Origin of the sequence: Lutibacter sp., assembly GCF_030692605.1 — a bacterium.
Classification (GTDB): domain Bacteria; phylum Bacteroidota; class Bacteroidia; order Flavobacteriales; family Flavobacteriaceae; genus Lutibacter.
This window is the reverse complement of record NZ_JAUYUD010000008.1, coordinates 12,535-28,609: the sequence shown is the minus strand read 5'-3', so window position 1 is coordinate 28,609 and position 16,075 is coordinate 12,535. Positions and strand designations below refer to the sequence as shown.

Annotated in this window: 13 protein-coding genes; 2 read left to right on the top strand and 11 right to left on the bottom strand. The window is 30.6% G+C overall.

The features are described from left to right. Positions 1-149: 149 nt before the first annotated feature. From Q8S45_RS00750 to Q8S45_RS00740, 3 genes are all read right to left on the bottom strand, one after another. A complete protein-coding gene (locus Q8S45_RS00750; RefSeq protein ID WP_305600315.1) occupies positions 150-1,808 on the bottom strand; it encodes a Zn-dependent hydrolase in 1,659 nt (552 codons plus the stop codon). Positions 1,809-1,814: 6 nt separating this feature from the next. After that, entirely contained in the window at positions 1,815-3,413 is a 1,599-nt protein-coding gene (locus Q8S45_RS00745; protein ID WP_305600314.1) for a mechanosensitive ion channel family protein, read from the bottom strand. 71 nt (positions 3,414-3,484) lie between these two features. Then, positions 3,485-5,425 (bottom strand): YgiQ family radical SAM protein, encoded by a 1,941-nt coding sequence (locus tag Q8S45_RS00740; RefSeq protein WP_305600317.1) that lies wholly within the window; start codon positions 5,423-5,425, stop codon positions 3,485-3,487. Positions 5,426-5,579: 154 nt separating this feature from the next. Between Q8S45_RS00740 and Q8S45_RS00735 the strand changes: the two genes are divergently transcribed. Beyond that, positions 5,580-6,068: a hypothetical protein gene (locus tag Q8S45_RS00735; protein ID WP_305600313.1), complete on the top strand. Its 489-nt coding sequence runs from the start codon at positions 5,580-5,582 to the stop codon at positions 6,066-6,068. Positions 6,069-6,222: 154 nt separating this feature from the next. Here Q8S45_RS00735 and Q8S45_RS00730 read toward each other — a convergent pair whose 3' ends face one another. The 3 genes from Q8S45_RS00730 to Q8S45_RS00720 are packed head-to-tail and all read right to left on the bottom strand — an operon-like array spanning position 6,223 to position 9,862. After that, complete coding sequence (locus Q8S45_RS00730; RefSeq protein WP_305600312.1) at positions 6,223-7,017, bottom strand: glucosaminidase domain-containing protein; 795 nt, start codon at positions 7,015-7,017, stop codon at positions 6,223-6,225. A gap of 2 nt (positions 7,018-7,019) precedes the next feature. Further along, positions 7,020-7,946, bottom strand: coding sequence for a 1-aminocyclopropane-1-carboxylate deaminase/D-cysteine desulfhydrase (locus Q8S45_RS00725; RefSeq protein WP_305600316.1), 927 nt, complete (start codon positions 7,944-7,946; stop codon positions 7,020-7,022). Further along, on the bottom strand, positions 7,943-9,862 hold the full coding sequence (locus Q8S45_RS00720; protein ID WP_305600311.1) for an ABC-F family ATP-binding cassette domain-containing protein: 1,920 nt from the start codon (positions 9,860-9,862) through the stop codon (positions 7,943-7,945). Before Q8S45_RS00720 ends, Q8S45_RS00725 begins: the two co-directional genes overlap by 4 nt. Before the next feature lie 129 nt (positions 9,863-9,991). Between Q8S45_RS00720 and Q8S45_RS00715 the strand changes: the two genes are divergently transcribed. Next, positions 9,992-10,384 carry a DUF983 domain-containing protein gene (locus Q8S45_RS00715; RefSeq protein ID WP_305600310.1) on the top strand — a complete coding sequence of 131 codons (393 nt, stop codon included), beginning with the start codon at positions 9,992-9,994 and terminating at the stop codon, positions 10,382-10,384. Here Q8S45_RS00715 and Q8S45_RS00710 read toward each other — a convergent pair. The 5 genes from Q8S45_RS00710 to gldK all read right to left on the bottom strand — a co-directional run bounded on the left by Q8S45_RS00710 (position 10,350) and on the right by gldK (position 16,001). Continuing rightward, positions 10,350-11,408, bottom strand: coding sequence for an FAD-binding oxidoreductase (locus Q8S45_RS00710; protein ID WP_305600309.1), 1,059 nt, complete (start codon positions 11,406-11,408; stop codon positions 10,350-10,352). The two genes, Q8S45_RS00715 and Q8S45_RS00710, sit on opposite strands and share 35 nt — an antisense overlap. A 70-nt stretch (positions 11,409-11,478) precedes the next feature. Beyond that, positions 11,479-12,381, bottom strand: coding sequence for a gliding motility protein GldN (gene gldN / locus Q8S45_RS00705; protein WP_305600308.1), 903 nt, complete (start codon positions 12,379-12,381; stop codon positions 11,479-11,481). A 12-nt stretch (positions 12,382-12,393) separates the two neighbouring features. After that, entirely contained in the window at positions 12,394-13,923 is a 1,530-nt protein-coding gene (gldM, locus tag Q8S45_RS00700) for a gliding motility protein GldM (RefSeq protein WP_305600307.1), read from the bottom strand. 47 nt (positions 13,924-13,970) lie between these two features. Next, positions 13,971-14,606: a gliding motility protein GldL gene (gene gldL / locus Q8S45_RS00695; protein ID WP_305600306.1), complete on the bottom strand. Its 636-nt coding sequence runs from the start codon at positions 14,604-14,606 to the stop codon at positions 13,971-13,973. Positions 14,607-14,639: 33 nt separating this feature from the next. Beyond that, complete coding sequence (gldK, locus tag Q8S45_RS00690) at positions 14,640-16,001, bottom strand: gliding motility lipoprotein GldK (protein ID WP_305600305.1); 1,362 nt, start codon at positions 15,999-16,001, stop codon at positions 14,640-14,642. Positions 16,002-16,075 lie beyond the last annotated feature (74 nt).

Sequence of the window (16,075 nt, the reverse complement as noted above, 5' to 3'; positions counted from 1 at the left end):
AAAGTATCGTTTGTTGTTGGTTGTAATGTCTGAAATTCATAGTTAAGTATCTGTATATCAATGATTAAATATACAAAAAACTAATAAAACTTCCAAATAAAAGTATAAATAAACCGTCTCTAGTTGTGAGACAGCTTCTTTTTTATTCACTATTTTTTATTTAAACCTAAAGCTTCAACGCCTTGTTCATAAACAACATCGACAGGAATATTTTCTTTTGTTAACTTATCCAAATCCTTTTGCAAGTCAGCTGAAATAATTCCCTTTTCATTTACCAACTTTGTAACTCCAACATAATCACCATTTCCTTGAAATGTTAAAATTACACTAGATAATTCTTTCATTGCTACTGCCATTTTATCATAATTTACGTGATAAGTTCCATCTTCATTTTTAATGAATGCACCTTTCTCACTAAAAAAATTAAAACGAATCATATTTGCTTTCCCATGGGCACTAGAGGCCCCAAACCGAACTGATCTAAATATTCCAGCCATAAAAGTGGTCATATAGTCTTTAATGTCGCCATCAATTTCACCCTTTTTTTGAAGCTGAATCACCATATATAACCCCAAAATATCTGCTTTTCCCTCTTCTAATGCCGAAGCATGTTCTTTAAGAGCAACACGCACAAATCCTTTATTGTTAATGGTATTTTTTATACCTAAACCGTGAGCAACTTCGTGAAACATTGTATTTGCAAAAAATGCATCAAACGTAATATGTTTTCGCTGGGTTTTATCAATTAAACTTTCGGCAATTGGCACCATAATTTTATCAAATTTTGCACGCATCGCATTTTTTAATTGCAATCTTCGGGTCCCTTTTTGTAGCTGAACCTCTTCATCATTTGGTAAATTAATTGCTATTGTTTTACTCCCTGAATTGCAATCTCCAGCATAATAAACCACATCATATGCATTTAAATCGGAATCTGTTCCCGGAACTTCTTTTTTATAGGCATAAGCAACAGGAAGTCCTTTTTGCAATTCAGGTAAAAATTTTGCAAATCGCTCTAATTTCTTACTCCAAATCTGATCTTTAATTAAAACATATCCTTCATGTGCAGCTTTAATTCCAAATAATTGATCTTCATAAGTTTCAATTGGTCCAATTACTATATCTAAGGTGTTGGTTTTCATTTCCATCCAAGCTAAATCACTTGGTTGATAATTGTCGTCTAAAAATGCCTGGGCTCTTAATTGTAAATATTTTTTCAATCCAGCATCTTCAGCTAATTCAGAGGCCTTCAATAATAGTTCCGACACTTCTTTTACTTCTTTTTCAAATTTAACATGGTAAGGAATTGTCATTAAATTTCCATTATCTCCCCTTCTTAAAAAAGTATATAAACTTGATTTAGTTGGATCATCAAATTTTTCAAATTCATCTTTTGTCATATTTGATGGATAAAAATTAGCACCGGGCGATTTTAACTCAACACCATCTACAAAAGGTAAATTATTATTCAATCTGTCCCAAGGTCCGTAATTAATTTCTACAAACCTCTTGGTAGGTTCATCCAACTCTTGCTTAAATAATTCATTTTTATCACCAAAAGTTTCGTACCAAAAAAGTTCATTCATTATCTCCGCTGCTTCAATTAAAATTGGCAACATTTGTTTTTCCTTTTCAGTTAAAACACTTAAATCTGATGTTAATTTAAATGAAACATATTTATCTAACATTTTCTGAATTCCAGTAGTTTTTTCTTCAGAAGTAACTTGTTTAACCGGCTTTCGAGAATCTCCATTTTGTTTACAAGATAGCATGGATACTACAGCAAAAAAGATTATTAATTTTTTCATGTTATTCTATTTAGAAGCGTCTATAATTTGTTGAATTCTATTTTGATCAGTATCATAGTTCATTTTAATTCCACTTTTTTCAGGAAAATTTTCTATATGCATTGTTGTTGATGGAAATGCAAAATTTACTCCTAATTGCTTAGAAAATTTTAAAATTTCCATATGAAGTGTATGTCTGTCTTCTTGCTCTTTATTCCAATCTAAATTTACGAAATACACATTTAATAAAATTAATAATTGAGAATCTCCAAAACCAACAAATTCGACATTATATGCATCATTTCTTGTTCCATCGTGTCTAGCTATAATATTTCTGATGCCTTTTACGAAAGCATCAATCAATTCAGGTGGAGTATCGTATCTAATCCCCAAATTTGTTTGATATCGTCTAAAAGAACGCAACCCTTTATTATTCACAACCATTTCTGCCAAGGAGCTATTTGGAATTTGATAAATTGAGGTGTCAGCTGCTCTCACACGGGTTGACCTAAAACCAACTTTTTCAACAGTACCAATAACAGTTCCTGCTTCTATCCAATCGCCAATGTGAAAAGGTTTATCTAAGAAAATCATTAATGTACCTATAAGGTTTTTAACTGTGTCTTGTGAGGCTAAGGCTAATGCTAAACCTCCGATTGATGCACCTGCAATTACAGTAACTGGCTGAACACCAAATAGTGTTAACAATTTTAAAAACCCAAGAAAAATAACTATTCCAGACAATAAATTGTTTAACACAGGAATTAGTTGGTCGTCTAATTTACTTTCGGTACTTTCTGCATATTCAGAATAAATACTTATAAATACTTTAACTAATTTTAAGAAAACATAAATCCAGAAGACCGTTATCATTATGTTCAAACCTAAAAACAACACGTTATTAACATCTAGGGGCAAAAATAATGAAGGCAGTAATAATTTAATAACCGCACTTAAAAGAAGAAAAACAATAGGCCTTGCTAATTTTTTAAGCGACGAATTAATTTGATCGTTTCTTCTATGAATTATCCAATATTGGACACGTCTTAAGAGATGGTAAACTATCCAATTAAAAAAATAGAAGAGCAACCAACATAATAATAACAATGCGAAAATTCCTACTGATTGCCATAATTCTATATTCAAAAATTTATAATGACCAATTTCTGGTATTATTTGTTGCAATTTATCGGTATGCCAAGGATAAACTTTTTTGTACAAATCATTCACCATTTCAATTGATTCAGGACTGTAATACCATTTATCGCCAATTTTTTCCACATAAATTTCAGATAATTGAAATGGAAATAACACATATTGATGCTTTCCTTTATTGCTTAAAGTATCAATATAATTATTGGTTGAAGGAATTTTGTCAAAATCGACTTTAAGCCCTCTCCCGTCAAAGATTTTTTTAATTTTTATTGCAACTTCTTCAGCCTCTTTACCTTTAATTCCATAAATGGTTTTAGCAGCCATTTTTGGGTTATATGAGTCCGAATTTAGATTATTTAAATGTGTAAAAATTGTAGCACGAGGACTTCCTAATTTGGTATCCGATAACACTTGATTTTGTGCCAAAAGAAAAAAAGGCAACAATATAAAAAGTGCATTTAATTTTTTCATGGTTATAAGTTATTTAAGGTTATAAAATTAATGAAATAAGGTCATCTTCATTTAAAATAATGAAATGTTTTTTATCTTTTTTTTCGTTTAAAACTCTTCTTTTTTTCTGTTGTTTTAAAATTAACAGCATCATCAAAAGTATTTTTAACTTCAGTTCCTTTATTCTTTTTCCAATTAAAGGAATCTGGAACAAGCTTCTCAATTAAGTCAGTTCTTTTTACCTTCAACAATACATTTTTTATCCATTGCTGATTCTCTTTTTTGTACCAAAAGAAAAATTTATGCTGGTCTTCTCGTTCTTGTTTAGTTTTTGGAGAATGCATTGGTTTTAATGTATAGGGATGATAACCACTATAGTAAATAACCGTTGCTACAGTCATAGGAGTTGGCGTAAAACCCTGAACTTGTTCCAATTGAAAACCCATGTCTTTGGTTTCGGCAGCCAAATTGGCCATATCTTCTAATTCACAAGCTGGATGACTAGAAATGAAATAGGGAATTAACTGAAGGTTTAACCGTTTCTTTAAATTTATTTTATCAAAACGCTCTTTAAACTTATGAAAATAAATAAATGAAGGTTTTCGCATTAATTTCAACACATTGTCTGAAGTATGCTCAGGCGCAACTTTTAATCGTCCTGAAATATGATTTGTCATAACCTCCTCGGTATAGGCATCTAATTCCTTTGGATCTGCCATTTTGTTGAATTCAGGAACCAACATATCATGCCGAATCCCACTTCCAATAAATGATTTTTTAACTTTTGGATGTTTATCAACTGCCTTATATAGTTCAGTTAAAGGCTTATGGGAAGTATCTAAATTATGACAGATTACTGGTGAAATGCACGATGGGGCAACACATTTATCACAAATAGATTGTATTTTCCCCTTCATTTTATACATATTTGCTGAAGGACCACCAATATCCGATAAGTACCCTTTAAAATCGGGCATATTTGCAACTTTATCAACTTCTTTTAAAATTGACTCTTTACTTCTACTTGCAATAAATTTACCTTGGTGTGCAGATATTGTACAAAAACTGCATCCTCCAAAACATCCTCTATGTATATTAATAGAAAATTTAATCATTTCAAAAGCAGGAATTGGACCTCTTTTGTCATATTTTGGATGCGGTAATCTAGTGTAAGGCAAATCGAAAGAAGCATCAATTTCAGCTTCAGTCATTGTTTCAAATGGAGGATTTATCACTAAAAAAGAATCTCCAACTTGTTGAATAATTCTTTGTGCATGTAGTTTATTAGATTCCTGTTCAATAGTTTTAAAATTTGAGGCGTACAACTTTTTATCTTTTAAACAAACTTCATGTGAGTGAATACTTACATCATCCCAATTCTTATTTTTAGGAATTTCCGTTTCATTATGTGTCAAAAATGCCGTTTGCTTTACCGTAGTAATATTAGAAAAGGGAACTCCTTTTTGCAATAAACTAACAATTTCACGCAAAGGCTGTTCACCCATTCCATACACCAATAAATCGGCTTTAGAATCCTTTAATATGGTTGGTTTTAAGGCATCGCTCCAATAATCGTAATGTGTAACTCTTCGCAGGGAAGCTTCTATACCTCCTATTAACACAGGAACATCTGGAAATTTTTCTTTTAAAATATTGCTATATACAGTAGTGGCATAATCGGGTCTGAAACCTTTATCTCCATTTGGAGTATATGCATCTTTGTCACGTCTTTTTTTGCTTGCAGTATAATTACTTACCATTGGATCCATACAGCCACCCGTAACTCCAAAAAACAGTTTTGGAGTTCCAAGCTTGACAAAATCCTGCAAATTATCTGAAACACTTGGTTGTGGAACAATAGCAACCCTCAATCCATAACTTTCCAATATTCTTCCAATTACCGCTGGACCAAATGCTGGATGATCTACATAGGCATCGCCACTAAATAAAATAACATCTAAAGCGTCCCAACCTTTAATTTTCACCTCTTTATTAGTAGTTGGAAGCCAGTCTGAAAGTTGATTGTTTTGCATCATGCAAAAATACACTAAATATTATAATTCTTTAAATCCTAAAATGAAACGTTTTTAAAAACAAATGTTAACTTATGTTAATGATTGTTACTATATTAAACCTTTCCTTTTTCAAATTGTCTAACAGACATTAAACAATTAAATATTACTTATTATGAAAAAAATAATTGGCATCACAGCAATCGTAATTTTATTTTCATTAACGATTACTGCACAGGGAAATCAAAGAGGAATAAACCAAAATTCAAATTTTACATCTGAACAAAGAGTAGATTTACAAACTAAAAAAATGGCTTTAAATCTTGATTTAGATGTAAATCAGCAAAAAGAGGTTAAAAAAATACTTTTGAAATCTGCTGATGAACGCAATAAAATCAGGGACGAATTTAGGCAAAAAAAACAAAGTGGTGAGCTAACTGCTGATGAAAGATTTACATTTGAAAATAGTCGTTTAGAAAGACAAATGGTTCACAAAACTGAAATGAAAAAATTTTTAACAAAAGATCAATTCTTAAAATGGGAAAATAGAAGTAATCTAAAAATGCATCCAAGAAGCACGAGAATGAAAAACAATATGGCAACCAAAAGAGGATATAATTGTTTTCAAAAATGTGACAGAAAACCTATAAGAAATAGAGGATAAATAATAAATCTAAAAAGTAGAAATTTAACACAAATATCTTATCTACTCAACGCCTTTTATATTCTTTTATAAGGCGTTGGTAGTGAGTGTTTTTGGGAAAAATAGATTTTAATAAAGTGCGTAAAGACAGACCCAAATGCCCAACCATGGTTCATTATTTTTTAAAAACTAAACTCTGACCAATACTTATATCGTTAGATTCTAAATTGTTAAGTTTTTTTAAATCATCTACTGTAACCCCATATTTTTTTGAAATTGAATAAAGTGTATCCCCTTTTATAACAATATGTCCAGAGTTGTTTTCAAAAACAATTTTTCTTGGTTCAGTTCCAAGAACTTGTGCGTCATATTTATACAATTCAAAACGCTCAATTAGGCTAATTAATTTAGCTGGATATCTTCTATCTGTAGCATAACCTGCTTCACTTAATCCATTTGCCCAAGAAACGTAATCATTGAGATCGAGCTTAAATAAATTACCATATCGGCTTCTACCTGTTAAAAATAATGAATGATCTTTAAAAGAATTTTTTGGGTCTTTATAAACTCTAAAACACTCACCCTTTTCATCATCGTCATGAAGAGTTTGATCTCCTTCCCAACCAACATGGCATTTAATTCCAAAGTGATTATTAGAACGCAATGTTAATGCACTGGTTCCACTTGAAGACTCCAAAATACCTTGAGCCAATTTTATACTAGCTGGAATTTTATACTCTCGCATTGATTCCATAGCCGCATCCTTAAATTGGTCAATATAGGCTACAGTCATTTCAAAATAACTCAACTCTTTTTTAGTTTCTGGAGTAGGTTCAACAGTTTCAGGTTTTTTTTCTTCAACTTTTTTCTGAATAACCGGTTTTTTATAAACGTATACTGGCTTTTTTGCTTTACAACTTAAAGCTAAAGAAAGAACAATAACACATAGAAAAATAAATTTTATTTTCATTGTTAAATGAGTTGGGGTAGGTTTTTATTTTTTAAATATAAATTCATTCCGTCAATTCCTTGAAGACCTCCAGTATGAATGGCAACAATAGAGGTTTCTTTTTTAAAATAATTTTTTTTAATTAAATCTATCAATCCAAACATCATTTTACCAGTATAAACAGGATCTAATGGAATATTTGTTTCTGCTTTAAATTTATTGATAAAAGTAATTAATTCTTTTGAAATTTTAGCATATCCGCCAAAATGATACTCGGTATTTAAACTCCAATTTCGAGTATTTATTATATATTTATTTATTTCATTCTGAAGAAAATCACCTTTGAGAGCAGGAAATCCAATAACTGTTTGATGCGATTTTGCCGTATTAATAATCCCAGAAATGGTTCCACCAGTTCCTGTCGAACAAGCAATTACATCAAAATTAGAATCCGTTTCATTTAAAATTTCTTCACAACCTTGCACAGCAAAATTATTGGTTCCACCTTCAGGAACTAAATAAAAATCATTAAATTTTTGTTTTAAATTATCTATGAATCCTGGTGTTGTTTTATTCCTATAATCACTTCTAGAAACAAATTCAAATTGCATATTGTGTTCTGCTGCAAATTTTAAGGTTAGATTATTCTCAATTACTTCTTCTAAATTATGTGCTAATTCGTCACCTCTAATTACACCAATCGTATTAAAATTATATTCAAACCCAGCAGCGGCAGTTGCTGCAATATGATTTGAGTATGCACCACCAAAAGTTAGCAATGTTTTTTTGTTTTGATTTTTTGCTTCGGACAGATTATATTTCAATTTTCGAAATTTATTTCCCGAAATAAATGGATGCAATTCATCTTCTCTCTTTATAAAAAGAGACACCGCTTTGCTCTCAATTTCTGAAAAATGAATTTGCTGAATCCTACTATGTTTATTTTCTATGAACAACTTTCAATTTTAATTTCTAATTCTGCCCACTCCTCCATCAATTTTTCAACCTTATGTTTTGTAGCTTTATAATTTTCAAAAAAGAGTGGATTTGCTGCTGTTGTTTCGTAATCTTTTTCTAAAGTTGCATCCATTTCCAAAATTTTCTTTTCCAATTCATCAATCTGAGTTTCCAATTTCGATAATTGATTTTTTAACTTCTTAAACTCTTTATCATCCTCTTTAGATAAATGAGAAACCTCCTTTTTAAAAGGCGTTTGTTCTTTAGTTACAATGGTTCTTTTTTCTGCTTCTCTCAAATTTTCTATTTGATGTTGCTCTAAAAAGAAATCTATATCACCTAAATATTCTTTAATGACCTTGTCTTTAAAACCATATACCGTAGAAGCAAGACCTTGTAAAAAATCTCTATCATGCGAAACTAAAATTAAGGTTCCATCGAATTTTTTAAGGGCCTGTTTCAATACATTTTTTGATGCAATATCTAAATGATTGGTTGGTTCATCCATAATTAAAACATTAAATGGAGACAAAAGTAATTTACATAATGCCAACCTATTTCTTTCTCCTCCCGACAACATTTTTGCCTTTTTATCGACTGAATCTCCCCCAAATAAAAAGGAGCCCAACATATCTCTAACCCTCGCTCTGTTGGAGTCTGTTGCAGCATTTTCCATAATTTCGAGTACAGTTTGTTCTGGCTCCAAATATTCAGATTGATTTTGAGCAAAATACCCGATTTGAACATTATGGCCTAGTTTTAAATGACCCCCATGTGGAATTTCACCGACTAAAATTTTAGCCAAGGTAGATTTTCCCTGTCCATTTTGCCCTACAAATGCAATTTTACTATTTCTTTCTATTAATAAATCAACATTCTCTAACACATGTTTTTTACCATAACTTTTTGATAAATTTTCAGCTTCAACAACTACTTTTCCAGGTTCTTTCGATATTTGAAACCGAATATTCATTACCGCATTATCATCATCATCTACTTCTATACGCTCAACTTTATCTAATTTTTTTATTAAAGATTGAGCCATTGTTGCCTTATTGGCTTTTGCTCTAAACTTATCTATTAAAATTTGAGTAGCCTTAATTTCTTTTTCCTGATTTTTCTGTGCCTGTAACTGTTTTTCTTTTATTTCACCGCGTAACAACAAAAATTCAGAATAAGGTTTCTTATAATCGTAAATTTTTCCCAATGAAATTTCAATCGTTCTATTTGTTACGTTGTCTAAAAACATTTTATCATGCGACACTAACACAATGGCTCCTACATACGATTTTAAAAAATTTTCTAGCCAAATAATAGATTCAATATCTAGATGGTTTGTTGGCTCATCTAACAACAGAATATCATTGTTTTGTAATAGTAGTTTAGCCAATTCAATTCTCATTCTCCAACCTCCAGAAAAAGTGTTAGTTAACTTGTCAAAATCCTCTCGTTGAAAACCTAAACCTTGTAATATTTTTTCTGTATTTCCCTGATAATTATAGCCTCCCAATAATTCGTATCGATGCGAAAATTCATTTAAATTAACCATTAAATCATGATAATATTCACTTTCATAATCTGTTCTTTCAGCTAACTCGTGATTGATATTTTCTAATTTAGTTTCTAACAGTTTAATCTCTTCAAAAGCCTGATAAGTCTCTTCTAAAATTGTTCTTCCCTCAACAAAATCAATATCTTGACGCAAAAAACCAATTTGGATATCTTTATCAAAGGCCATAACGCCAGAAGTGCTTTCAATATCTTTAGAAATTACCTTTAACAACGTAGATTTACCTGCCCCATTTTTCCCTATTAATCCAATTCTATCTCCTTTGTTTAACTTAAAAGTTATTTCTGAAAACAAATCGGTGCCGGCAAAAGAAACCGATAAATTATGTACATTAAGCATTATAAAATGATATTAAAATTTAAAAATTATGTGTTTTTAAAAACGGTACAAACTTACTATAAAAAAAATTGGTACTCACTTAAAGTTATTTTTTAATAAATTTGGTGCCAGCAAAAAATATCAACGCTAGTGTTTAAAAAAGGAAGCAAATTATATAGTGTTTTATTTAATAAATGTCCAAAGTGTCATGAAGGTGATTTTATGGCTGAAAAAAATTTATTGAAAATTCACAAAGCATACAAAATGCACGCAAATTGTAGTAATTGTGGTTTACGATATTTGATGGAACCTTCCTTTTTTTATGGGGCTATGTATGTAAATTATGGGTTAACTGTTGCCTTTTCAATCATTACTTTTTCTATATGCACTCTTTTTTTAAATTTAAGCATGTTAGAAAGTTTTATCCCAATTGTGGCTGTTTTATTACTTACTCTGCCAATTTCAATTAGATTATCTAGAATTATTTGGATAAATATATTTGTTAGTTTTAACCCTCCTTCAAATAAGAATCAAAACGATTAATGGAAATCTCATTTTCCAATTGGATTTCATTTTCAATTAATTGGTACAATTTTTTTGCCATTTTTGGGGCGATCATAACCCCACGAGTTCCTAATCCATTTAAAATTGCCATATTTTTATATATTGGATGAACTCCAACCAACGGCCTTCTATCTTTAACCGTAGGTCTAATGCCTGCTGAATGATCTACAATTGTATATGGAACTTTTATAAATGAATTAAGTTTTTCAACTAGTTCTTTTTTACCATCATCTGTGGGTTTATTAGTTTTATCCACCCAATTAAAAGTTGCTCCCACTTTATATAAATCATCTCCTAAAGGCATTACAAAAACGGCTGCTTTAATTAAAAAGTCGATTTTTAATTTTGGAGCATACATTGTAATTAATTCTCCTTTTGCCTCTTGTAATGGTAAATAATTAAAGAATGGGTTGGATTTAATTCCAAAACCTTCGCAAAAAATTATTTTAGATGCAGTAATATTTTCATAAACAATACCTTTAGGTTTAATTTGAATCTGGTTATAATTAAAACTATTGCATTTAATTAAATCCTTATTTTTTAAATAATTTGAGTAATCACTAATTAAGTTTTTGGTATCTATCTTACCTGTATGAACCAATTTACCAAAACCATAAGGAGCCATAATTCCTTCATTTTCATTTTTGACAACCGTTGTAACAAAATATTTAGACAGGTCTTTATGATCAGAAGCTGCAAACCAGTTATTTTGTTCTTCAATGGATTTAAATATTCTGTAAATATCTAATGGTTTATGGTATGTTTGTTTGAGTTTTTGTTCTAAATTTTGATAAAAAGTTAAGGCAATTTTTAATTGATCCTCTGCATCCCAAACAGGTGTAAAGCGTTTTAAAATAACAGGATTGTACATTCCTCCAGCAACAATTGAAGAGTTTTGAGAATGATTTTCAAAAACAATAAAAGATCTATTATGACGCTCTAATTCATTTGATACTGCAATTCCAGCAAGTCCTAAACCAACAATAATATAATCTACCTTCATACTTCAAATTCTTTTAAACTAAAAACTCCTGCAAATAGCAAGAGTTTTTATAAAAGTCTAATTTATTACCTTAATAGTTCCACATATCTAATTCTTTATCTCTAATGCGCTCCTTCATTTTGTTTGATTCTAGCACTTGGAATAACGCATTCCCTTTAACATATTGAGCAACATCTCTATCTCCATAAATATTCTCTTCTCTATAAATAATAGAGCTAAATCGCCTTGCATTTAATAAATGATCAAACGATATAGGATACGCTGAATTCTTTTGATTAAAAACTTTCATTCTATGTAAAACCTTTCTTGCATCTGGAAAGTAAACCCAAAACAAAGGAAGTTGTTCGGTTAAATTTAAATCTTCTCGACCCATAATTTGAACATCTGGAGCAATAGGTGCTATTGCTAACATTCTATATTTTAATTCACCCTGTCTTTTATCAAAATACCATAACCCTTTAATTTTGAATCCTTCAACATCTTGAGATGTTAAATTAATTTTATCAATATATTCAGAAATATCGGTACTTCCTGCATTCAATTCATCAATACCAGCATCGGTTGTATCAATTCTAAATAATTTACTATTAATTTCAGACTTGGTCATTTTAGAAGTAAAATAATCATCTGTATATATTTCGGTTATTTCCCCTTTTTTAATACCTCTTAATAGAGTGTCAAATAAAGATCGTCTATCACTAGAAACATTCATTGTATCTATCGGATAATACAATGGTAAATTAATACGTTCATTTAAATCTATATATTCCCAAACAACTTTAGACCATAACACATCTCTATCATCTATATATCCATATTCCAACGGTTTATCATTATCAGTTGCTTTTTGAGCCTCAGTTTTTTTACCAATGTCTGCAGGTCTTTTTGCATTTAACAAATTCGATTGGGAAAATGCCAAATTGAACAAAAATAATGCTATTATAGATACTCCAATATTTTTTTTAATTATCATTTATCAATTAATTTATTGAATTTCAATACTAACTGGGGATGCGTTTTTAATTTTATATGAACTATTTCCAACTAACGAAGATTTAATATCGAAAATTGTAATAACGTCTCCTCTTTTTGATCTTTCTATTGCTTTTTTAGCAGCTCCATCCATTCTATTGCCACTAACTACAACCGCAGATTGTCCAGGAACTTTAATTGTAAATCCTGATACTGATAAAGATAAGTCAAAATCAAAATCAGGTAACTCTGCTCCTACAGTAGAATTATCTAAACTTGTTTTAGGCATTTGTACAACACCAATTTGCTTTCTAACCGAGCCACTTGGAGAAGGAATGTCCTTAATTCTAAAATTTTGAGAAGAACTTACTGTTTGCCCATCAGATAATTTACCTGAAACTCTTATGGTAACTTCCCTTCCTTCACCTGGAGTCATATTGTATTTCCCTATTCCTCCTGCTTTACTTAAACCAGAAGCTGAGGCATTTACTAAATTATCTGGTATTCCTGGAATAGAGATTGTCATCGGATTTGCAATTCCTCTATAAACCACATTCATTTTATCTGCAGAAATAACAGCACTATTTGGTTTTGGAATAACAGCATAAGAACTTGCAATAGGAATTTCAACTGGTTTTCCATTTTCCATAAACACAAACTTCCCTTTTATTTCTCTTTCTCCAACAGCTCCTGCTGGAAATTCTAATACGGCACCACCATCTTCAATTTTTGTTATTCTAGATCCATTAACAATAACCTCTTCTGGTTTTAACGAAGAGTCATAACGCCCTAAAACTATTTTTCCTTTAAAATTCTCACCTTGAAAAAATGCTGATTTTTCTGGAATTAAAATGGTTTTATAATTAGACATTGAAACATCACTTTCTAATTGACCACCTAATAAGGTTCCAAAAATTTCAGATTGTGTAGTTTTAATATCCATTTGCATTGAAGTTATATTTGTGACTGTCGAAATTAATGGAAAACCATTATATCTATTTACTAGCCAAGGCCTTTTTCCGCTTTGAGTCTCTTGATCTGAAGTGTCAAATCGTTTTCCAATAGTTGCAGATAATGCGTGTTTTTCACCAATTATTTTAACAATTTGAATTCTATAATTATTAACATTATCTAAAAACTCCTGACCTTCTTTGGTAAAGCCATCTCCTGTGAAAAAATGTTCATCAACTATCGATGTTTTATCCATCGCTTCATAATTAGATGGATCCTTTTCTTCTTTAATAAAAAATGCTTTTTTCTCTTCTAAATAATCATTAAAATTTTTAGATAAATCATCCACTTGTTTGGCTAATGCATATAAATCTTTATATTTTTCAGGTTGTTCTCCTGCTTTAGTTGCCAAATTATCTAAAATTGCTTTATTTTTTAATGTAGTTGTTGTGTTATTTTCAACCAATTTTTCATTCATATAACCGAACGCTGAAAGAACTTCCTTAGACATTTGCATTGCAATCATAGCAATAAATACTAGATACATTAAATTTATCATTTTCTGCCTTGGTGATAATTTACCTGAAGCCATACTATTTTGTTTTTTGGTTAATAATTAAAATTTTGTTAATCAGCTAATTAATTTTTAACTGTCATTGCTGATAACATACCACCATAAACACCATTTAGTGAAGATAAATTAGTTGCCATTGACTCCATTTGCTCTTTTAATTTTCCTGCATTTAAAGCCATTTGTTCATTAATTTCGGATTGTCTTGAAGTACTTTCCAATTGTACTTTATATAAACTGTTTAAAGACTCCATTTGCGCAGCCGCTAAAGACAATTGTTCGCTATATTTATTTGTCGCAGCAATAGAATTTACAGCTGGTGCAATATTTTCTGCTGCCCCTTTAAAATTCTGAATGCTTTCTCCTAAGCTAGCCATTAAATTTGCATCCAATTTTGCATCTTTAAGCATTGCGTCTAATTTTTGAGACAATAATCCTTGTGATTGACTTGCTAAAGCCCTATCTTCTTCCTTTTTACTTCCGCTTGTTAATTCTGGGTAAACCAAGGACCAATCTAAATCTTCCTCAACAGAATCGAATGCAGAAATAAAGAATACTACCGCCTCTACAAACATTCCAATAGTAAGCATTTCACTACCAAAAGGCCAATGTTGAATTTTAAATAAAGCTCCTAAAATTACAATTGCAGCTCCTATACCATAGGCATAGTTAAATAATTTTTTAGTATTTCTTGATTGTGCCATGATTTAAGTATTTATGTTTGATTTTTAGTTGAATTATTTTCCATTAATATTTGTTCCAAGAAAATCTTGTACAGTTCTAAATCCTATATAACTTCTTGCCGAATCTGAATATTCAAAATCTCTTGTGCTAACTTCAAGGAAGTAGGCTACATCTTTCCATGAACCACCTCTAATAACTTTTCTTTTATTTTTAGGATCCTCAATATTAGGATTCATTGTTGAAGCAATATTATAAGAGTTCTCATTATAAGCAGTTAAAGTCCATTCTGATACGTTACCAGACATATTATATAAACCGAAGTCATTTGGATTGAATGATTTTGCCTCCATAGTGTATAAAGCCCCATCAACCGCATAATTACCCCTAGTAGGTTTAAAATTTGCTAAAAAGCAACCTCTATCACTTGTTGTATACGGTCCTCCCCAAGGATAAGTTGCATTTTCTAAACCACCTCTAGCTGCAAACTCCCATTCTGCTTCTGTAGCTAATCTAAACTGAGGAACATTTACAGCATTTTTTTTAGAATTTAAAAAATTGTTTTTCTTTTTTGTTCTCCATCTGCAAAATGCACGAGCTTGAAGCCACGAAATACCTACTACTGGATAATCATTATAGGCTTGATGATAAAAATAGTCTTGATGCATTGGGTCATTATATGAATAGTTGAAATCTCTAATCCAAACAGTTGTATCCGGGTAAACTGGAACAACTTCTTCTTTTATAAAATCTCTTCTATTTCCTTTACTCCTAGCTGCTGCTTCTGAATCTAATAAAAAATATTTGAATTTTAACTTATCCGTATTTATAATTCTTTTTCCTTCAAAACTATCTTCAATGGGAACATAGATAGATTCAACCATTACTTCTGCATACTCTTCACTTGGAAAATCATTTACATTCCAAACAATATCTTCTTCCCAATTAAGCATTTTTCCTTGAGTTGGAGAATTTATGTCTCCCAAACTACCGTATGTTTTCATCATATACTTTTGATATGGAGACATATCTGAAGTATCAATATTCATAAAACTATATTCTTCCAAAACAATATTTCCATCTGATGACATTAAGTCCGAAAATAATGCTAATTCTGTTCTTATGATTGAATCTCTTACCCAAAAAACAAATTCTTTATATTCACTATTTGTAATCTCAGTCTCGTCCATATAAAATGGTCTTACGGTAACTGTTCTTGAAGGAGCATTTAAAGATCCAGCAATATCTTCACTTTGCTTACCCATTGTGAAAGACCCTCCAGGTATAAGAGACATTCCGAATGGTTTTTTAGAATGCCATTTGCTATTTTGCCTAACTCCAACTAGCTCCCCTTGATCACTGGACCCACAACTATATGCAAAAAAAGCTAGTAAAATATACAATGATATTTTCTTCATATTAAAATTCTTATTCAAAATTAGGCAAACCTATTACTTATAATTTAAAAAAACAACAATTAATGTATACGTTT